19 protein-coding genes, 2 tRNA genes and 2 pseudogenes are annotated in these 19,751 nt (G+C 63.8%); 11 read left to right on the top strand and 12 right to left on the bottom strand.

Going from position 1 to position 19,751, the window contains the following annotated elements:
- Nucleotides 1-37 precede the first annotated feature (37 nt).
- Both BANT918_RS02270 and gluQRS read left to right on the top strand, forming a co-directional pair.
- Nucleotides 38-355, top strand: coding sequence for a GNAT family N-acetyltransferase (locus BANT918_RS02270; protein ID WP_009882431.1), 318 nt, complete (start codon nt 38-40; stop codon nt 353-355).
- Between the two features lie 47 nt (nt 356-402).
- Nucleotides 403-1,332 carry a tRNA glutamyl-Q(34) synthetase GluQRS gene (gluQRS, locus tag BANT918_RS02265; RefSeq protein ID WP_101618840.1) on the top strand — a complete coding sequence of 310 codons (930 nt, stop codon included), beginning with the start codon at nt 403-405 and terminating at the stop codon, nt 1,330-1,332.
- 5 nt (nt 1,333-1,337) lie between these two features.
- On the opposite strand, the gene BANT918_RS02260 is transcribed toward gluQRS, so the two are convergent.
- Nucleotides 1,338-2,528 carry a glycosyltransferase gene (locus BANT918_RS02260; protein WP_233430325.1) on the bottom strand — a complete coding sequence of 397 codons (1,191 nt, stop codon included), beginning with the start codon at nt 2,526-2,528 and terminating at the stop codon, nt 1,338-1,340.
- Nucleotides 2,529-2,570: 42 nt separating this feature from the next.
- Nucleotides 2,571-3,482, bottom strand: coding sequence for a DMT family transporter (locus BANT918_RS02255; RefSeq protein WP_233430320.1), 912 nt, complete (start codon nt 3,480-3,482; stop codon nt 2,571-2,573).
- A 224-nt stretch (nt 3,483-3,706) separates the two neighbouring features.
- Here BANT918_RS02255 and BANT918_RS02250 point away from each other — a divergent pair.
- Together BANT918_RS02250 and BANT918_RS02245 are read left to right on the top strand one after the other, a co-directional pair.
- Nucleotides 3,707-3,779 (top strand) — tRNA-Asn (locus tag BANT918_RS02250).
- A 120-nt stretch (nt 3,780-3,899) separates the two neighbouring features.
- A complete protein-coding gene (locus tag BANT918_RS02245) occupies nt 3,900-4,151 on the top strand; it encodes an LLM class flavin-dependent oxidoreductase (protein WP_009882425.1) in 252 nt (83 codons plus the stop codon).
- Between the two features lie 725 nt (nt 4,152-4,876).
- Here BANT918_RS02245 and BANT918_RS02240 read toward each other — a convergent pair.
- The gene (locus tag BANT918_RS02240; protein ID WP_081448532.1) at nt 4,877-5,365 is read right to left on the bottom strand and encodes an HXXEE domain-containing protein; all 489 of its coding nucleotides are present in this window, start codon (nt 5,363-5,365) and stop codon (nt 4,877-4,879) included.
- A 280-nt stretch (nt 5,366-5,645) separates the two neighbouring features.
- Between BANT918_RS02240 and BANT918_RS02235 the strand changes: the two genes are divergently transcribed.
- Nucleotides 5,646-5,942 (top strand): chorismate mutase, encoded by a 297-nt coding sequence (locus tag BANT918_RS02235; protein WP_101618753.1) that lies wholly within the window; start codon nt 5,646-5,648, stop codon nt 5,940-5,942.
- Between the two features lie 103 nt (nt 5,943-6,045).
- Here BANT918_RS02235 and BANT918_RS18035 read toward each other — a convergent pair whose 3' ends face one another.
- The 7 genes and pseudogenes from BANT918_RS18035 to BANT918_RS02200 all read right to left on the bottom strand — a co-directional run bounded on the left by BANT918_RS18035 (nt 6,046) and on the right by BANT918_RS02200 (nt 12,396).
- Nucleotides 6,046-6,951 (bottom strand): hypothetical protein, encoded by a 906-nt coding sequence (locus BANT918_RS18035; protein WP_233429430.1) that lies wholly within the window; start codon nt 6,949-6,951, stop codon nt 6,046-6,048.
- Nucleotides 6,952-7,363: 412 nt separating this feature from the next.
- Nucleotides 7,364-7,726 (bottom strand): annotated as a pseudogene (locus tag BANT918_RS18030) (relaxase/mobilization nuclease domain-containing protein); the annotation flags it as partial.
- A 95-nt stretch (nt 7,727-7,821) separates the two neighbouring features.
- Nucleotides 7,822-8,412, bottom strand: coding sequence for a hypothetical protein (locus BANT918_RS02220; protein ID WP_101618751.1), 591 nt, complete (start codon nt 8,410-8,412; stop codon nt 7,822-7,824).
- The gene (locus BANT918_RS02215) at nt 8,409-9,842 is read right to left on the bottom strand and encodes a Rep family protein (protein ID WP_208617967.1); all 1,434 of its coding nucleotides are present in this window, start codon (nt 9,840-9,842) and stop codon (nt 8,409-8,411) included. Before BANT918_RS02215 ends, BANT918_RS02220 begins: the two co-directional genes overlap by 4 nt.
- Before the next feature lie 391 nt (nt 9,843-10,233).
- A pseudogene (locus tag BANT918_RS02210) lies at nt 10,234-10,481 on the bottom strand (helix-turn-helix domain-containing protein).
- The gene (locus BANT918_RS02205; protein WP_005464719.1) at nt 10,481-10,687 is read right to left on the bottom strand and encodes a hypothetical protein; all 207 of its coding nucleotides are present in this window, start codon (nt 10,685-10,687) and stop codon (nt 10,481-10,483) included. The pseudogene BANT918_RS02210 and the gene BANT918_RS02205 overlap by 1 nt, the downstream one beginning before the upstream one ends.
- A gap of 272 nt (nt 10,688-10,959) precedes the next feature.
- Entirely contained in the window at nt 10,960-12,396 is a 1,437-nt protein-coding gene (locus BANT918_RS02200; protein WP_005464717.1) for a recombinase family protein, read from the bottom strand.
- Between the two features lie 14 nt (nt 12,397-12,410).
- Here BANT918_RS02200 and BANT918_RS02195 point away from each other — a divergent pair, with 14 nt between their 5' ends.
- From BANT918_RS02195 to BANT918_RS02175, 5 genes are all read left to right on the top strand, one after another.
- On the top strand, nt 12,411-13,244 hold the full coding sequence (locus tag BANT918_RS02195) for an LLM class flavin-dependent oxidoreductase (RefSeq protein WP_324761542.1): 834 nt from the start codon (nt 12,411-12,413) through the stop codon (nt 13,242-13,244).
- Nucleotides 13,245-13,366: 122 nt separating this feature from the next.
- Entirely contained in the window at nt 13,367-14,845 is a 1,479-nt protein-coding gene (locus BANT918_RS02190) for an MFS transporter (RefSeq protein ID WP_096160826.1), read from the top strand.
- A gap of 84 nt (nt 14,846-14,929) precedes the next feature.
- Nucleotides 14,930-16,189 carry an EAL domain-containing protein gene (locus BANT918_RS02185; RefSeq protein ID WP_009882405.1) on the top strand — a complete coding sequence of 420 codons (1,260 nt, stop codon included), beginning with the start codon at nt 14,930-14,932 and terminating at the stop codon, nt 16,187-16,189.
- 103 nt (nt 16,190-16,292) lie between these two features.
- A tRNA-Ile gene (locus BANT918_RS02180) sits at nt 16,293-16,369 on the top strand.
- An 18-nt stretch (nt 16,370-16,387) separates the two neighbouring features.
- Nucleotides 16,388-16,888 (top strand): GNAT family N-acetyltransferase, encoded by a 501-nt coding sequence (locus BANT918_RS02175; RefSeq protein WP_096160835.1) that lies wholly within the window; start codon nt 16,388-16,390, stop codon nt 16,886-16,888.
- An 18-nt stretch (nt 16,889-16,906) separates the two neighbouring features.
- Here BANT918_RS02175 and BANT918_RS02170 read toward each other — a convergent pair whose 3' ends face one another.
- A complete protein-coding gene (locus tag BANT918_RS02170; protein WP_135447022.1) occupies nt 16,907-17,419 on the bottom strand; it encodes a hypothetical protein in 513 nt (170 codons plus the stop codon).
- A 230-nt stretch (nt 17,420-17,649) separates the two neighbouring features.
- On the opposite strand from BANT918_RS02170, the gene BANT918_RS02165 reads away from it, so the two are divergent.
- Complete coding sequence (locus BANT918_RS02165; protein ID WP_069601345.1) at nt 17,650-18,141, top strand: DUF3145 domain-containing protein; 492 nt, start codon at nt 17,650-17,652, stop codon at nt 18,139-18,141.
- A gap of 311 nt (nt 18,142-18,452) precedes the next feature.
- Here BANT918_RS02165 and BANT918_RS02160 read toward each other — a convergent pair whose 3' ends face one another.
- Nucleotides 18,453-19,697, bottom strand: coding sequence for a beta-ketoacyl-[acyl-carrier-protein] synthase family protein (locus tag BANT918_RS02160; RefSeq protein ID WP_069600111.1), 1,245 nt, complete (start codon nt 19,695-19,697; stop codon nt 18,453-18,455).
- Nucleotides 19,698-19,751: the final 54 nt, after the last annotated feature.

Below are 19,751 nucleotides of genomic sequence, written 5' to 3'. Positions count from 1 at the left end.
TCGTGACAAGGACGATGCCGTTGACAAGGAGTCCCACATGCAGCCCGAACCCAGTTCCACCCCCGTCACGGTGGTCAAGAACCCCGGTCGCGAACGCTTCGAGATCTTCACCGCCGAGGATCCCGTACAGTTCGCAGGCTTCCTTGCCTATCGCGTCATCGACGAACACACGGTCGAGCTCCAGCACACCATCATCTCCGAAGGCTTCTCACGTCGCGGCTTCGCTCGCACACTGGTCACCAGTGCTCTTGATCAGATCCGGGACGAAGGCGGTCGCATCGTCCCGACCTGCAGCTACGTCCAGGACTACCTTGAACGATTCCCGCAGTACGCCGACCTCGTGGCGAAAGCTTGAGCACACCACACACAGACTCGATTCCACGGGCCGCAGGGCTCAACTCTGTGCAGCTTGGGGCAGGTCGCTTCGCTCCCAGCCCCAGCGGGGACCTGCACATCGGCAACATCCGCTCAGGACTGCTGGCATATGTTCGTGCGCGGCAGACCGGGAGACGGTTTCTCTGGCGCATCGAAGACCTCGACCGGGTCCAGCCCGGTGCGGCGCAATCACAGCTTGAGGTCTTCGCCGATTTGGGGATCGCACCGGACGAGCCACCGCTCATCCAGTCCGAACGGCTCGGCATCTACACCGAAGCGCTGAATCGCCTCGAGGGGCGCGGGCTTGTCTATGAGTGCTACTGCTCCCGCAAGGACATCCAGCAGGCGCCGTCTGCACCCCATTCTCCGCCCGGGTCGTACCCGGGGACCTGTCGTGATCTGCTCGAGTCCGAACGAGAACAGCACAGACAGCGCCTCCAACAGCAGGGACGCAGCCCAGCGCTGCGTCTGCGGACTGACAATGTCGAGGTCACCATCGAGGATCGACTGCTGGGTGAGATCACGGCCCCGGTCGATGACCTGGTCCTCAAACGCGGTGACGGGGTCTTCGCCTATAACCTCATCGTCGTCGTCGACGACGCTGCCAGCGGTGTCGACGAAGTGGTCAGGGGCGACGATCTGGCCACCTCGGCGCCACGTCAGGCTCATCTGGCCGACCTGCTGGGACTGCCGCAGCCGTCGTGGCTGCACGTTCCACTGGCGGTGAACACCGCAGGCAGCCGATTGGCCAAACGCGATGGCGCGGTCACCTATCAGCAGCTGCGAGCACTGGGATGGACACCAGATGATGTCTATTCCTGGATCGCCACGTCCCTCGGTGTCATCGGCGCCAAGGGATCATGGTCAACCATCGACGACATGGTGGCAGGACTCGACTTCGATCGGATTCGCACCGACGAGACGGTGTTCGTTCCGCCCTCCGAAGCACTCGGCTGACAGGTTCAGGCCGCGGAGACGATGTTCTCGTCGATGACCTTGCTGTAGATGGATTCGAAAGTGTCGAGCGTGTACTCGATGTCGTGTTTGGCCACCACATCGAGTGAGGCCCTGGCCATCGCGTCGAGGTCGTCCTCGGAAAGCTCACAGATCTGTGTGAAGCGCGAAGCCAACTCCTCGATATCCCTTGGCGGGAACAGGAAACCGTTGATCCCGTCTCTGACGAGGTGCGGCAGGGCCACCGCGTCAGCGAGGACGACTGGCTTTCGGGAGGCCAGCGCCTCCAGCGTCGCGATCGACTGAAGTTCGGCGGTCGAGGGCATACAGAAGAATGTGCAGCGCTGGTAGGCGTCCACGAGCTCCTTGTCGCTGATCTTGCCCAAGACATGGACGCGGTCGGCGATGCCGAGCTCGGCAGCCAACTCCTTGAGCGGCTCTTCCTGGTCCCCGCCACCGACGATGTCGGCTTCGAGTCCGAGCGCCGGATCAGTCTTCGCGAGCGCTTCGACGATGTCGGCGGCGTGCTTCTCTGAGGAGAGTCGGCCCACAAAGAGGACACGCGGTGGCGCTGAACCCGAGACTGGTTCAGACACTGTCGCAGGCTGAACGGCTTCATCGTCGCGCAGATGCGCGAAGCGCTCCAGGTGGATGCCACACGAGACTGCTCGGATGGGGGAGGTGAACCCGTTCTGGGTGAGAAGGTCGGCGGCCAGCTGCGTCGGCACGGTGATGAAGTCCGCGGACTGGAATTTTCTGCGCAGATCCCACCAGGCGACAGCGGTGCCCCCGTCGAGCAGCGATTTCGGCGCCCGCAGATACGGGCGGACATTGTCGGGCATGAAGTGGTTCGTGGCGACGACGGGAATGCCGCGCCTGCTCGCCTCAGAGAATGCGTAGCGCCCGATGACGAAGTGTGCCTGTGTGTGAACGACATCGGGTTGAAGAGTGTCGAGGAGGCGGGACAGCTCCGGTTTCGTCTCCCACGGCATGCAGATGGTCCAGGTGGGGTGCAGGAGCCACCGATGTGAGGTCATGCGGTGGACGGTGACACCATCCTCGGTGCTCACTGAGGCCTTGCCTGTTGCAGAGGGACAGGCGACGTGAACATCGTTGCCGCGGGCAGCGAGCCCAGCAGCCAGACGTTCCGCGAACTTCGCGGCACCATTGACCTCGGGAGCGTAGGTCTCCGTCGGGATGAGAATACGGCGGGCTGGGGTGTGGCTGTGGGCGGACAGGATTCAACTCTCCTCGGTGTCGGTCAACTGGTCTGTGCGACGAGCGACTCGACGCTGGTGTTCTCGATCTTTGACATCGGGGTGATACCGCGACAATACAACGACGCCCAGACAGGCGACCAATCCGGTGGCTGCGATCACGACGATGAGCCAGACCGGAGCGGCCGATGCTTCGCCCAAGACGACCGAGCCGAGGACCACAGCACCGATCGGGTCGACGACAGTCAGGCCGGCGATGACCATCTCCGGGGGGCCGGCCGCATAGGCATTCTGCACGAACCAGGACCCGAGCGCCGTCGCAACGATGAGGCCGACGACGTTGAGCCATGTGACCTGGTCCAGTCCTGCCCGCAGCAGTTGGACGCTGACGAGGTGGGTATTCGTGGCCACACACGCGAACAGCAGGCCTGCGGCCATGATGAGGACGAGCTGGGGCGCGCTTCGGAAGAAGACCATGATGGACAGGCCGGCAGCGACGACGACAGCGGTGATCCAGACCAGCGGCAGCGCGTCGGAGCCCAGATGCGCCTCTGTACGAGCGGTGGTGGCTGACAGCGCTACGAAGATGGTCACACCGACGGTGCACCAGACGACTGCCTGGACAAGACGTCGATTGACCTTGAGCCCACGATGGCGCACACCCAGAAGAACAGACACGATGAGGGAGAAGGCACCGACAGGTTGGACGACCATCACCGGGGCAAGCGCCAGTGCGACGATGTTGCCCACAGTCCCCAGGCCCGTGACGATCAGTCCGATCAGCCATTTCCTGTTGCTCAGCAGCTCTTTGAAATGAGCCCAGCTCAGCCCGTTGTGGGAGTTATTCTGACCTGCGACGGCTTCATGTTGGTACAGCGCTCCATAGGCCAGAGCCACCGCCGCCAGGACGGCGAGGGCGATTGCCACTAAGGTCACGTGCTCTTCTTCCGCTGCATGGATGGGGAGAGGAATCCCTTTGATTTTACAGTGCGGTCACCTCGCCGAGGTGGTTGTTGACTGGGTTTGTCCTGACTGTACGGATTCCACGGTATCTGGTGGTGGGGTTAACCGGAACTGTGAGCTAAAGCACTGTTGTCCGCTTTGTCGCAGACCTTGGGTCTTTGCTAAGCTGACACAACGTGCGCAGGCAACTGCGACATTCCTCCGTAGCTCAGTTGGCAGAGCATTCGACTGTTAATCGAAGGGTCGCTGGTTCGAGCCCAGCCGGGGGAGCAGCTCAGGCCCCGTCCGTTTAGACGGGGCCTTTGTCGTGCCCTCGATTCTGAAGCAGTCAGTGTCGGCGCGCTCGCGAGGAACGGGAATAGTTGATCGATCAAGCAGGTTGTCTCGGGTATGAAGGCATTCGGGTTCTTGAGTTTCGGTCACTACGGGTCGGGAAGTGCTCCAGGGGAGTACGGGGCGAAGGAAGCGCTGCAGCAAGCAGTCGAGATCGGTGTCGGAGCCGACGATCTCGGCGTCAACGGCGCCTACTTCCGAGTCCATCACTTCGCTGAGCAAGCGGCTTCGCCGATGCCGTTGTTGGCAGCGATCGCGGCCAGGACCTCTCGAATCGAGGTCGGTACCGGTGTCATCGACATGCGCTAGCACATGTCGTGGCTATGACGCCGGTATCTTCCCTTGGCCGACAATAGAGGTGAGCTGGAGGCCGCCTTCCCGCAACGAGGTCGTGCCACCCAGCAATTGGCTCGATGTCCACGCTCCACACGACATCGTCCTAGACCTCGCAGGGTCTAGTCACAAGCCCTCGCGTTGACTCACGAGAAATGCCCGCGAAACGGTTTCGTTGCCTCATGAGAGGGACGCCCGCGTAGGTCGGCGTGTCCTGGGCCGTGGTGACGGTCGGCGGGCCGAGCGTGAGGCGTGGGGCTGATGATGGCGCAGAGGCAGGCGGTCACCCGGCAGGTGGCGATCCGGTATCGGTCGGCGTCCAAGGGCGCGAAGGCGGTGATCCTGGATGAGTTGTGCGCGACGACGGGCTGACACCGAGACCATGCCCGTAAGGCGCTGCGGCAGGCGCTGGGACCACGACCGGCGGGACGTCCGCGGCGGTGATCCTCTGGACCGACGATGCTCCCGTAGGCTACGCACGCCTTGTCGCCCTCGGCGCGAAGCCCGTCAAGACTCCCGAGCCGTGGCTCGACCACCTGCTGATCGCGTGGGTCGAGGACCCCGACGGACACCTGGTGCAGGTCGTCCAGACCCTCAACCGACCAGTGGTCGAGCCGGAACACGGCCAGACGTCAAAGCGGAACTTCACCGAGTTTCGGTACGTAGCAACCTCACGCGACATGCCGTTTTTGCTTTTCCGGTCAGCTCTGGGCCGCGGACACACGACGGATCAGTCGCGCAACCCCCTGGCATACCAAGGCTGCGGGCAGGAGCAATGCGACGCCGTTGACCGTGTCACGGAACCGCAGCTCGCAGCCGTCCCGCTGGAGTTCACGACGCGCCATGAGCGCCCCGGGAAGCATGACCGGCAAAGCCGTCGCAACACCGGCCGTGTAACCACGCTGCGCGCCTGAAGCGCCGAGGTGAGTCACGACGTGGGCTTCCAACCCAGCAACGACTGCCCGATAGATCGCCGATTTACCGGCAGAGCGCACGCCGCGGCCACACGCCACCGCCACCAGAATTCCCATCAGACCCACGGCGATCCACGATTGCTGCGGCGTGATCCTGAGTTGTTCTACACCAGTGCGATCCACGAGACGATCGCAGGATGCAGGAAACGCGAACGCCTCCTCGATGTCGTGGATTACCCACGCCGCAAAAAGTGCCGTCGGCCCCTTCCAACTCACAGTTCAGCCTTCCCCTCACGCATCCAACGCCGATGAATCTATGGGCAGACGCACACGCCCACCAGCATCATTTCACAGCCGACAGAGTGTTTGCCCTAACCTCAAGTTTTCATAGCGGCCTGGTCCTGAGTGGCAGCAGCGCGTTTGCTGGCAGACCGGCTGAAAACGAGGAACGCGACCCCCGCTGCCACAACGAGTGCGATCATCGCCCCAGCTGCTAGCGCATGTCCGATTTGTGACACTCATGACGGAACTGTCGCCGCCCCGGTACAATTCGAGTATGAGCGAAACGAGAGCAGTCGATCCTGACCTCCAGCAAGTACGCGCGAAGATCGATTCCCTCGATCGCCAGATCATTCAGCTCATCGCAGAACGGCAAAAATGGGTGGTGAGGGCTAGCTCACTGAAGAAGGACGAGTCGGCTGTGCGCGCCCCCGACCGCGTCGAGCAGGTCATCACCAAGGCCAGGACTCTGGCTAGTGACGCACAAGCATCCCCTGATGTCGTTGAAGCCACCTATCGAGCGATGATCGACGCATTCATTAGCCTTGAGCTCGACCATCATCGAAATCACTAGCCACACCCTTTTGGAGCAGAACCCCCGTGATCAGAAGATCGCGGGGGTTCTGTCATGACTGCCGCACGCGCTCCTCGCGCTTGCCCTCGGGAATAGTGCTCACCTACTTCCGCCAGCGTGGCCACTTCGGCATCCCGCGACCCTTCCACGTCTCCACGAGACCGGCGGCCCACCGGACGGACGCGAAGAGCCCGTAGCCGGACCCGGCGAGGCCAGCGCCGACCGCGAGCCACCGCCCGATGCCGAGCCACACGCTCCCGTCCACGTCCAGCGCCCACTGAGCGCCGGTGATGAGCCCGGCGATGCCCATCCAGAGCCCAGCGATGACGACCACCACCGGCAGGAGCGCGAGGCACATCGCGGCGGCGGCCGACCAGAGCTGACGGGCCTCCAGCTTCGCCGTGGCGGCGATGATCCGCTCAGCTCGCTCATTCGACGCGTCCAGGTTCGCCGTGACGACCTGCCCGGCCTCCCCGGCGACCTGCTCGACGGCCCTCGCGACCCGCTCCTCGGTGCGCTTCTCGATCCGCTGCACCGCGCCGCCGACCCGGCTCACGAGCTGCCTGTTCTCCTCGGCCTGCGCCGTGAGCTTCTCAATCGCCGAAGCCGTAGCCGCGTGATCCTTCTGCGCCTCGGCGATCAGACTCTGCGAGGCGGCGCTCAGCCTCTTCCCGTCGAGACTCTGCGCGAACTCGCCGAGCGTGCTCGCGATCTCGTTCTGCCTGCTCGCGATACTCGCGATCTTCTCGGACACGTCGCTGGAGGGCGAGGAGGTCGACGGCGGGGCCGTGATCCGCTCCAGCCGCCTCGTCGTCTCCTCGTCCATGACCTTCACGAATCCCGTGAGCTTCTTCTGCTGCTCGGCCACCCGGTCGAGCCTCGCGGTCTGCGCCTCGACGGCGGCGAGGATCGAGTCCAACGTCTCCGCCGTCCTCGACTGCCCGTCGGGCTGCGTCTGCTGCTCGTCCTGCTCGTCCTGCTGCTTCAGCCTGTCGAGTGCTGCGCTCATCGTTCTGCTCCTTCTGCTGCTGGTGGTAGTCGAAGAACGCCTGCGCACCCTCCGGGGTGAAATCAGTCGAGAGCGTGCTGGTGCGCTTGCGTCGCTCGCCGCGCTTCGTCTCGTCGCGGTCGTCCTCGATGTAGAGCGTCCACGTCTCCTGGCCGACGTTCTTACCCTTCGTGCTCACGGTGGAGTGCAGGCGCATCCGCGGTACACGGTCGCCGTCGTCACCGACCTGCTGGTTCTGTTCCTCGATCACGGCTTCGAGACCGGCCTTGTCGACCGACCGTGGGTCCGCCAGCGCGGCGGTCATCCGGTCGCCCATCTGGCGGTCGAGCGAGCCTTCGGCGAAGTCCTCCCGGCGAAGCTCCCAGTCCTTCGGCGCGTGCTCCAGGGTCTTGACGACCGAGAGCCCGTGCTCCCTCATCAGCTCATCGTTCGCCGACTGCACGCCGCGCTGGTTCCCGGCCTTGCGGTCGTGGAACGTACGGTAGTCCGAGAGTGCCTTCCCGGTCCGGCTGTTGTGGTTGATCACCAGGATGTGGTTGTGGGCCTTACCCCCGCGACCGTCCGTATGCGTCACCACGAGGCAGTCCGAATCCGGGTGCATCTTTGTCGCGAGCAGGTATCCAAGATCGTTCACCCGCTGCACGTCCTCCGGGTTCTTCGGGTCGAACTCCTCATCGCTGAAGCTCTGCCGGTAGTGGAGGGCTTCGATATCGCGCTTCGTGTTCTGCGTGAGCGCGCGGGCACGCGCCGAGAACGCACCCGGGCCGCCCGGCACGTCGCACGTGACCGCGACCCCGCGCTCGTCCTCCTTGCCCCGGATGTAGCGCTCCGTGTCCGCGGCGCTGGCGCTCGGGCTGTAGTGCGTGGTGCTCACGATGCCGTCCGATCCCCGAGCAGAGCGCGGACCTCGCGCAGCAGCTCGATCAGCTCGGGCACGTCCGCCGACAGCGACACCGCCTCACCGGCCCGCGCGCGGCGGTCTAGGTCGTTGACGTTGATCGCCAGCGGACGCACCTGCGCGGCCAGCTCGCGGGTGTCCGCCGAGGCCTGCACGCGCGTCTCGACCCCGAGCAGGTGTGCGGCCACGGCGGCGTCCAGCTCCTCGCTCCGAGCGGCGTGCAGGGCATCGCGCACGACGCTCCGCACCCACGTGCTCGGAGCCAGCCCGAGCCGCTTCGCACGAGTGCGAAGCGCCCCGAGCGTGGCGTCATCGAAGCGGGTATCGAGCCGCCCGCCGCTGCCACGACGACGCTTCGCGTCGCCGTGACTCTGCCGCACAGCCTCCGCATCAGCCCGACCGGTGTTCACCTGGGAGTCGGCCTGCTGCTCCACCTGTACGCCAGAGTGGCAAGCAGTAGGCCTGTCGGACACTTCGCTCACGCTCGTGTCCTCCAGCCCTGCTTGCGAGGGGACTGCGTCCCCCTCGACCCCCTGGAGGCGCGCATCGAGTTCGGCGCTCATGCCGCACCTCCTTTAGCGAGTGCCGGCGTCTCGCCGGTGATGACGCCACGGGCCACGAGCTCACTGAGCAGCGAACGTGCCTGCTGGTCCTCGGCGTGAGCCGAGAATCGACGCGCCTCCTCGACCACCAGACCCGCGTCGGGCGACCTCTTCGCCACCTCGCCCAGCACAACATCCACGGCAGAGGCATGATCGAGGTCCTTGATCGTGACCGACTCCCCGTAGCCAATCGTCACCCGCTCGGAACGAGAGCTATCGACGCCACCGGGAATCGAAATCACTCGCTCCCGGGGTAGATTCTCCCCAACCGTGCTCACGGTGTAGTGCGGCTCACCGTCGACCTTGCGCGCCTCGACCATCAGCGTGAGGCGACGCACGAGCTGATCCAAGGAGTCACCAGACGAGCGCTTGCCCGGAACGAAGAATCCGAACTCGACGGGATCGACCGCGACGGCAATGAGGATCAGGCGCGGGGCCGCGTCCGGCTTGTTGTAGTAGCGCGCCGAGATCGGCCCGCCCTGCCGAGGATCGAGCAGCTGGAGGAAGTCGGCCCACTCCATGACTCGCGAGCTGGGCTCGTTCATCATGAAGATCGGCTCGCCGTTGTAAGCGTCCGGACCGTTCTTCGCCGTGGCGCGGAAGACCGGCCAGCCCAGCCGCGCCGACAGCTCTGCGGCGACCGACTCGACAAGGTAGCTCTTGCCCTGATCGCTCGCGCCCATCGCCCAGATGACCGTCTTCTGGAAGACCCCCGCCCGGAGCTTCTCGACCTCGAACAGCATCTCGCGCTTGGCGCGGTTCTTCAGCGCCAGGTTCACCTTGGCCTCGTTGCGCGTGTAGATGTCCATCAGGGTCTTGTCCCTCAGGATTTCCAGCTCATCGACCTCACCGTCGAGCACCTTCTGCACGAGCGTGTCGCCCAGCTCGTTCCACTCCTTCATCGGGACCGCGGCCTTACGGCCGATCACGGCGCGGCGAGCCCAGGCGTCGCGGTGCTCGGCCTCGATCTCGGCGTAGTCCTTCCCGCGGAGGGTGACGACCTCCTCGACGCCGTACTGGTGCTTGTCCGGGTCCTTCGCGTGGATCAGGTACGACCATGCGTTCTCGATCCGGCCGCCGCGGGGCGGACCCTTGACGACGCTCTTGTCGCCGAACCCGAACACCTGATCCATCGCGGTGCACTGGAGCTTGCCCTCGACCTTGCGCCCGGGGCTCTGCTGAATCACCACGTGCACGTGATCGTCCTTGGGGCACCCGTCCGCCAGCACGTCCTTGTCGTGCTTGATGATCCAGAACCCCTGGCAGTCGCCTCCCGCGACCGCGTAGCGGCGCAGGATCTCCTCGCCGATCGCTCGCACATCGCTCGAGAGGATCAGGGCCACGTCCCAGCCCGGCCAGAACTCCGGCTTGAGCTGCTGCGTGAACGTCACATACGCCGACGGCTTGCGACCACTGGGACCGCTCGGCTTCTTCTGTGCAGCGCTCACCGCGACCACCGCCCGGAGTGCGCGCCATTACGAGGGCGGCGCCTCAAATGGCGCGCGTAATGGCGCGCGTCGGAAGCCCTGCTGAAGCCGCTGCGACGGGCGTCGAAACGCCTCGCGGAACGGCTCTGAAACCCCTGCTGACCAGGCACGTTGTAGCACGGGGGGCTATCGGCAAGCTTGAGCCCCCCGCGCGTAGGAACACACGCTGCGCGCCATCTGGTAGCAAGAGTCCGGGAACTCTTCGAGGGCACGACACACTGTAGGCTCCCGCCCTCGTGCGCTGCGCGCACTCGGTTGGGGGTCAGGGTGGTGGAGCGGGGCATGCGATCACGCATCAGCGACCACCGCCTTGCGGTAGCGCTTGATGACGGCCTGATGCGTGACGCCGAGGGCGTCGCCGATCTTCGCCCAGGTCACGCCTTCGGCGCGGGCGTCGGCGACGGCGATCTCGACGGCCTCTTCCAGCACGGAGCGGAGCACGCCGAGGTCGTAGAGCCGTGCCTCCATGTTGGCGAGGGAGGGGTCGCCCTGACGCCAGCGGAAGCCGGTCAGGTGATCGAAGGCGGCGGAGTTCGCGCTCATCAGCGATCACCGCCCATCATGGCGGCGACGGTGGCGCGCTGGCGCGGGTTCAGCGGAGTATGAGTCAACCGCTCACCAGCCACGCGACCCGCAGCGCGGGCGGCGGCGATGACGGGCGCGAGGCCCTCATCGCGGGCAGGGAGCCCCTGCCCCTGCTCGAGGTCAGGCGGAAGGCTCGTGAAAGTGCGGGTGTCCGTCGAGGACATAGAAAACTCCCGAAGATCGTTCTTCGGGGGTTCCAAGAGCCCTCACTCTTGGCGACCTCTCGGTCGGAGCTTCGACGGTGGCCCGCCCGTCGGGGATTGCTTTCGTTTCACCGGGGGTGTCTCACCCTCGCTCACGCGAGGTTCACTCCGTTTGCCAGCCCGGGGACATGCCACTTCGCTGCCCCCGCGGACCACGAAGCGCTGTCCATTCGCCTCTGCAACGATTCTCCCATGACTCGACTCACCATTGCAATGACGAGTCGAATCATGAGTCAATCGCGACGCGGCTCGATCCGGATGAGGTCGGGATCGAACCGCACGTGACCGGGCCGGATCGGCGCGACGGTCACCGTCACCAGCTCGTCCACGAGCATCCGGCGACGGTCCACATCCAGCGCCTTCCACTTCGACTCGACCATCTCCCGGCGCTCCACGGTTCCGACCAGCTCGTCCACGTCCGCGAGCAGCTTCACCGCCGCCGACACCGAGCGGTCGAGCAGCTCCGCGTCGATCTCGTCGATGCGGGCCTTCACGTCATTGATCGCCGCCGTGATCTCAAGGACCGGCTGATGGATGTCGCGCAGCAGCGGGCTCAGTTCCTTCACGCGCTCGACCAGCGCGTTCCGCTCGGTCAGCAGCTCCTCGCGGTCCGGCCTACCGTCCTCCTGCGGCATCACCAGGTCGTGCACGTCCACCGAGGACAGGCGGGTGAGCACCGCCTCGGTGACCATCGCATCGACGGGCTCGCGCTGGCGCGTGAGGTGGAAGTGCTCTCCACAGCGATACGTCGGCTGCTTGCGGCTGTTCGTCCCCGAGACAAGCGTCGCCCCGCACTTTCCGCACAGGCCGATCCCGGAGAGTAGGTACTTCGGCTGGTTCCCCTGCCTCGCCGACCTCCGCACGTTGTCCTCCAGCTTCGCAACCGCGGCCCGCCACGTCTGCTCGCTCACAATTGGCGGGAACACCTCGCCCTGCACGGGGTACAGCTCGCCCGACGCGTAGTGCTTGATGTAGCCAGCGTAGAGCGGGTTCGCCAGCAGGTACCTCACGGCATCGACTGAGAACTCCGACCCGCGCGCGGTGAGGTGACCGGCGCTGTTCAGGTCCTCGCGGATGCGTCGGATCGACAGCGACGGCTCGCCGAGGAACGCGTCGAAGGCTCGCCGCACGGCCTCGGCCTCCTCGGGGATCAACTCGCCATCGCGCGTCCAGCCGAACGCCTTCCAGGCCGACGTGGGGATGCCTTCTGTACGTCGGCGCTCGTTCGATCTGATCTGGCGCTCTGCCTTGCGCCGGGCTTCGAACCGGGCGAGGGCGGCGAGCATCGTCGCCCGGAACTCGCCGTCCGCCGTCGAGAGGTCGATCTCGCCGTCCACGGTGACGACGCGCAGACCGAGGTCGATCAGTGTGTTGAGATCCTTGGTGCTGCGCAGGAGGCGGTCCATGTCCACGGCGACGACCATCGAGAACCGGCCCGCGCGGGCGTCGTCCAGCATCTCTGCCCACCGGGTGCCAGCGCGGCGCTTCTTCGTCGCCGACACCGCGTTGTCCTCGTAGACCTCGACCACGTTCCAGTCCTTGGCCTCGGCCAGCGCCTTGATCTTCCTCAGCTGGGTATCGACCGTCCAGCGGTCGCCCTTGCGGTCCATGGAGGCACGGACGTACGCCGCCACTTCGTTCGTCTTCCTCAGTGCTACCAACTCGACCATGCAACCAAGCTTATATGAACGAGTGTCACAACGACGATATGCGCTACGAGAACCCTCTCTATCTGGCAGAGGAAGCCGCAGCCCTTGACCTGCTCTCGGATCAGCGTGTGGCACTGGGCATCAGCCGCGGATCACCGGAACCAGCCGACCAAGGCTGGGAATCCTTCGGCTACAGCGACAGCGATGATGCGAAAGCGGCGAACATGGCCCGCGACAAGTTCGCACGATTCCTGTCCGCCATCAGGGGCGATGAGATCGCGCCTGCGGATCCGATGCAGTTCAGACCCGATAGGAAGCTGCGTGTCGAACCTCATTCGCCCGGTCTTGACCAACGTGTCTGGTGGGGCGCCGGAACCGCAGCGACCGCCGAATGGGCGGCTGCTCAGGGCGTGAATATGATGAGCTCGACCCTGCTGACCGAGGCGACCGGCGCTTCATTCGGCGAACTGCAACGCGATCAGATCGATCGTTATCGTGCAGCGTGGAAGTCCGCCGGCCATGACTGGACTCCGCGCGTGTCCGTCAGCCGCAGCATCTTTCCGATCACCACAAACCTCGATGACCTCTACTTCGGCCGTCGCTCCGACGGGCAAGGTGATCAGATCGGCATCATCGACGGCACCCGCTCGACCTTCGGCAAGACCTACGCCGGCGAGCCCGACGAACTCATCGAAGCGCTCAAGGCCGACCCTGCCGTCGAAGCCGCAGACACGGTGCTGCTGACGATCCCGAGCCAACTGGGAGTCGACTACAACCTCCACATCCTGGAATCCTTCGCCAGCTACGTCGCTCCGGCCCTGGGATGGCAGCCCAACACCTCTGGTCCGGTGACCGGCTCGACGATGTGATTTCCCCGGGGCGCGAGCACGGACACGTATGATGAAACAGTTCCCACAAAGGGGACTGTCGAATCGACTAGGTTCCGCACGGTGACCTCTGTGCGGAATTCGGTCCGAGCAGAGGTGATCAGGTGAGCGACGGCCAGCGCATGAATCAGGTTCAGAGACGAATCGTCCTCATCGGTCTCGTCCCGCTCTTCATGTCTCTGCTCTCAGTCTCAATCATCAACGTCGTCCTGCCGGCCATTGAGACTGATCTCCAGGCCTCGTCCTCTGCCCTGCAGTGGGTCCTCACCGGCTACGCCCTGTCCTTCGGCGTCGTGCTCGTGGCAGCAGGACGAGCAGGAGACGTCTTCGGCCGCGGCCAACTGTTCATGATCGGAGTGGGCCTGTTCGGCCTCGCCTCACTCGTTGCCGGCATCGCCCCCGGTGCACTGACTCTCAATATTGCTCGCGTCTTCATGGGGCTCGGGTCAGGTCTGCTCAATCCGCAGGTCGTGGGACTGCTGCAGCAGTACTTTCAAGGGCCGCAGCGCGGGCGCGCCTTCGGACTTATGGGCACCACCGTCGGCCTCTCCGTCGCAACAGGTCCGATCCTCGGCGGTGTCTTCATCGCTCTCTTCGGCCCTGAGCTCGGCTGGCGTGCGGCCTTTCTCGTCAATGTCCCCTTCGCAGTCATCTCCCTCATACTCGCCAAAAGCTGGCTGCCGAAATCAGCCTGGCACCCTATCGCCGCCAACGACGGGTCCGATGCGAACCCGACGGTCGCCTCGGCGAACGGGGGACACGTCCCGAAAAGGGAGCGCGACCTCGATCCCGTCGGAGTCATCCTCCTCGGTGTCGGAGTCCTCCTTGTGCTGCTGCCCTTCGTCGAGTCCTCGGTCGGCTGGTTCATCTGGCTCGGCCTACCTCTGGGACTCATCACGATCTGGCTCTGGACCCGGTGGGAGCGCCGGTACTCCGCCCGTGGACACGCTCCCATGGTCGATCTGAACCTGTTCAGCATTCGGAGCTTCAGCAACGGTTCGATCATCATCACCCTGTACTTCATGGGCGTGACGAGCGTCTGGGTGCTCATCGCCATGTACATGCAACAGGGGTTGGGCCACACCGCACTGGCGGCGGGCATGATCGGCCTTCCGGCCGCCCTGCTGTCGGCTGTGTCGGCAGATGTGTCCGGACGTTTCGTGTTCCAGATCGGACGCCGACTCGTCGTCTGGGGGATCGTCACCTGCCTGGTGGGCCTCGTCTCGACGATCGGCGTCGTCTTCCTCCTCACACAGGGCATCGGCAGCGAATGGTGGATGCTGCTGACTTTGAGCTTCATCGGAGCTGCCCAGGGAATGGTCATCAGCCCGAACCAGACCCTGACGCTGCAGGAAGTGCCGCTGAAGTATGCGGGATCGGCCGGGGGAGTCCTGCAGACGGGCCAACGCATCGGCACGTCGATGGGCTTGGCAATCATGACCGCGCTGGCCTTCGCCGTCACGGCGATCAGCGATTGGAACATCGGCATGATCGCCTCGTTCGCGGCCATTGCGCTCATCGTGATCCTGGCCGGAATCGTCGGTCTGGCCGAGGTCAGACGAGGCCGGCGCCGTCAGCTCTGAGCGCAATAATGTTACGGAATTTAGACAATCGCGTCTGTTCTCATGTGGAAGACTGTGAACGCATGTTTGCCCATGGAAGGACATATGGTGGTTGAGGCGGTACACGATCTGGACCTGGCTCTCGAAGAGTTGGTGCGCTCAGGTGGGATCGAAACCTATTTCGCCCCTGTCGTCGATGCGTACACCTTCGACAAAGTGGGATATCAGATCCTCCAGGCCCCCATCGATGACCCGGCACTCGGGCACGCTGAATCCGAAAATCTGCGCCGCGAGATGCATGCCTCGGCGATGATCGGCGATATCGATGCTTCACTTCGGGCAACAGCTCTGAGGACTGCCGAGGCGGCGGGACTGCCCAAGTCGAACCGGCTCTTCCTCCACGCAGAAGGCGAATCCTTCGCCACCCTTGAAGATCGCACCGAAGAACCCGACCGCTCAGTCATCCTGCAGCTCGATGCCTCCCGCGTGTCGTCCTCACCAGCGTCCGTCCTCCGCGCGGTCCGTCAGGCCCGGTCGATGGGCTGGGGCGTGGGAATGTCCTCGGTCGGTGCTGACCTGCGGAGCACCTCATTCGTGCCTTTGGTCAATCCGTCTGTCGTTGGTCTTCACCCGGACGTTCTTCGCATCGACTGCGAATCGCATCTGGCCGAGCTCAATCGACTTCTTCATGCTCACCTCGAACGCACTGGAGCCGTGATCCTTGCAGAAGGGGTCACCACCGAGGATGATCTCGACCGGGTGCGAGCTCTGGGCGCACGCTTCATGTCAGGACCGTACTTCGGCCCCGCGACCAAGGAACCCGAACCATTCGCAGAACCGATCGAGGACGGTCTGGTCGATCACCATTCGCGTAACCTTCCGGCACTGGGCACTCCCTATTCGATCGCCCAGGGTCTGCGGCGTGAACCTCTGGTGATGAATCGTGAGCTGCTGATCGCTCAGATCGCTGCCCTCGAAGAACGCGCCCTGGCTTCAGGTGCCGCCACAATCACCCTCGGAGTCTTCGGCGAAGACGAGACCTTCTCCCAAGCCACCCGCGATCGCTATGAACGCATCCGCGACACGGTGGGACTGACCGCGATGTTCTCCGGTGGGTTCACCGAACCGCCGATCTCTGGTGTACGCACAGGCGTCGTCGATGCGTCGGATCCCATGCGCAATGAGCACGGTGTCGTCGTGGTCGGTCCCGATTGGTCGGGTCTGGTTGCCGCGTCTAAACGCAACGATCCCGGCAGTGATGGTCAGACTGTCTTCGACGTCTACATCACGACGGAACGCTACACCTGCGTCGACGCCGCGCGCAGTGCGCTGACACGCATTTCGCCGGTGTCCTCAACCAGCTGAAGGACTCAACCCCCGTCGGGCAAACGTTGGGGCTCCAGCGGCTGCGCTGCGTGTGAGCCGAATGGGTCCGGGCCGTCAGTTGGTGCTAATCTTATTTCTGCTCGCCCCCGTAGCTCAGCTGGTCAGAGCAGGGAACTCATAATTCCTTGGTCGTCGGTTCAAGTCCGACCGGGGGCACCACTGATATAGCATCGGTGCATGACGATTGTCGTTCGTACCCCAGTCATCGAAGACGCCACGGCCATGGCCAAGGTCCATGTCGAGACATGGCAGGAAACGTACCAGGGCACTATGCCCGATGACGTCCTCTTCGCACCAGATTCTCTCCAGCGCCGAGAACACATGTGGAACTCACTTCTGGCTGGCGGCACTTCAGGCAAACTCACTATCGCGGTCGCTGAACACGATCGTCAGCTGGTCGGAATTGCTATGTCTGGGCCATCTGACGACGAAGACCGTCAGGGGGAGTCGGAGCTGTTCGTCCTCTACACCTACGAATCGGTCCACGGCCAAGGTGCAGGTGCCAAGCTCTTGGAGGCAGTCGTTGCACCAGATGAGTCTGTGTCCTTGTGGGTCGCTGACCCCAACCCGCGGGCGCAGGCGTTCTACTGCAAGATGGGATTCGCTCCTGACGGTTCCCGCAGCACCGACGATGATGATGGTGTCACCGAGATCCGGATGATCCGACCATCCCGATAGAGTCTTCGCCGCTGTGTGTCAGTCAACGTCTTCTGTTCGAGGAACGTGTTTTCCCGGAGTGAATGTCTCTCCCGACAGCGGCGCGTATGCCGTCCACTCGCCATCGGGACCGGCCTCAGCCACCAGCTGTGCCGCGCGTTCGTCCTCAGCGTCGAGTTCAGCAACGATGGTGGAAAATGCGGCAAAAGCCTCGTCGTTGTCTGCTGGGCTGCGGCTCTGAACCGTGTACGTCGGTGCGTGATGTTCGTACGAGGCGAATTCGACAACGAATTCCTCGCCGAGTTCGTTCGCGACCTGCCCGGCCAGATCGATGCCTGTCTGCGTGAAGGTTCGAGCTTCTTCCGCTGATTTCCAGTTGAAGTCGGCATCCAACGCTTCGTAGTACGACTGTTCCCACGCGTCGAGCTGATGAATCAGGTCTGGGGACAGGCCGGTGTCCTCATAGTCAATTGGAAAGACGAGCCACAGGACAGTGTCTGCATAGTCCGGGAACATGCGCACGGTGGTGGTTGTGCAGTTCTCATCCGTCATGCCGCCATCGTAGAGCACAAGGTGGCTGGTCCCCAACGACCTTCCGTGTCCGGGAAGCTGGCATTGAGCTGACCGGCTCCCTTCCTGTGCTGGTGCAGATCTCGGCTACACGCGACGCCACCAGGTCTTTCGGTGCTTGGCGCACAGGAAAAACTCGTCTATCATAGGCTCTAGCACCTCCTTTCGGATCGTAGGGGAAGACGTATCCGAGGTAGGAGGCACAAATGGATATGACACAGGGCGTACTATTCGTCCACTCAGCACCTCGCGCGCTTTGCCCGCATATTGAATGGGCAGCGGGCGGGGCAATCGGTGCACAGGCACGCTTCGACTGGACACCCCAGCCGGCAGCGCCAGGTCTTGTGCGCGCCGAGGTCTGCTGGCGAGCGCCAGCGGGTTCTGGTGCTCGCATCGCATCCGCACTTCGCGGATGGGACTCACTGCGCTATGAGGTGACCGAGGAGCCATCTGCCGGAGTCGACGGAGGCCGTTGGAGTCACACTCCGGAGCTCGGTATCTACCACGCGGTCACCGACTCTGCTGGCAATATTCTGGTTCCCGAAGATCGCATCCGCTCCGTCATGGAACGCGCCTCCGGTGATCCGATCAAACTTTCCACTGAGATGGCGCTGGCCCTGGGCGAAGCCTGGGACGAGGAGCTTGATGCCTTCCGCCACGCTGGCGAGGGCGCACCAGTGCGCTGGCTGACAAAGGTCGGCTGAGACTCTCACACAGCTTCCTGCGACGTTGATCCGATGACGTCCCTCAAGTTGCGGTAAACGACTATGGGCACACCTTCCTACCTCGGGTGTGCCCATAGTCGTATTCACGTGTGAGAGTTTGCAATGCCTCGAGTTCGACACTGCTGCCGCAGTCTCGTTCTAGGGTGCTCCAGACACAGATCGGGGCCCCAGCATAATTGCTGGGGCCCCGATCTGATCGCTGCTCAGAGGCTGTACTGGTTTCGATGAACCAGTACAGGAACAACGCCGCCTCGTGAAGCGCTATCGCATCACAAAGCTCTATCGCTGATTTATACCGACTTGAACGCGACGACGGCATTGTGCCCGCCGAAGCCGAACGAGTTCGTAATCGCTGCGATTTCTCCGGCGGGAAGTTCTGCAGGAGTGTCGCGCACGATGTTGATGCCCACGACGTCCGGGTCGACTTCCTCGATGTTGATCGTCGGGGGAGCCATGCGAGTCTCCAAGGCCTTGACGGTGAGGATCGACTCGACTGCGCCGGTTCCGCCCAGCAGGTGACCGGTCATCGACTTGGTCGCACTGACGAGAGCATCTCCGACGTGAGAGCCCAGCAGTTGGCTGATCGCCAAGGACTCCGGGATGTCGCCCACTGGTGTCGACGTGGCGTGGGCGTTGACGTGCTTGACGTCTGCGGGGCTCAGGTCCGCGTTGTCCAGCGCACTCTGCATGGCACGCAGTGCGTACTGACCACCTGGCTCACCACCGGTGATGTGGTAGGCGTCGTTTGAGATGCCCCAGCTGGAGACCTCGGCGTAGATCTTCGCACCACGAGCCTTGGCGTGCTCTTCGGTCTCAAGGATGAGAGTTCCTGCACCCTCACCCATGACGAACCCATCGCGACCGACGTCGTATGGGCGTGACGCAGTCTCAGGGGAGTCTGTCCGACGTGAGAGCGCCTGCATCGAATTGAATGAGGCGATCGTGATCGGGTGGATCGCGGCTTCGGAACCACCGGCGATCACGATGTCGGCGTGACCTGAGGCCACAACGTCATAGGCGTGCCCCAGGCTCTCGGTCGACGAAGCACATGCAGAGACCATGGTCTGGACACCCGCACGAGCCTTGAACTCCATCCCGATGGCTGCTGCAGGCCCGTTGGGCATGAGCATCGGCACTGTCAGTGGCATGACCCGACGCGGGCCCTCTTCCTGGAGAGTGTCCCAGGCGTCGAGCAGAGTCCAGACGCCGCCGATTCCGGTCGCCCAGGAGACTGCTGTGCGATCCGGATCGGTCTCCTCGAGACCGGCATCGGCCATGGCCTCACGGGCGGAGATCAGAGCAAACTGGGAGGAGGGGTCGAGGCGTTTGGCCTGGACGCGTTTGAGATTCTCGGGAACGACCTGTGGGTCGACCTGTGCTGCGAAGTCGACGGCGAGGCCGTACTTCTCGGACCAATCATTGTCCATTGTGTGGACGCCGGACTTGCCGGCCAGGATGGCTTGCCACGTGGCATCGGCCGTCGCGCCCAATGGGGTTACCGCACCAATCCCGGTGACGACAACTTTAGGTGTCATGGTACAAACCTCGTCGATAGTGTGGACACGGCCCGTCGGTGGACGGGCCGTGTA

Origin of the sequence: Brevibacterium antiquum CNRZ 918 (assembly GCF_900169145.1) — a bacterium.
GTDB classification, from domain to species: Bacteria; Actinomycetota; Actinomycetes; order Actinomycetales; family Brevibacteriaceae; genus Brevibacterium; species Brevibacterium koreense.
This window is presented reverse-complemented; position numbering and strand designations above follow the sequence as displayed.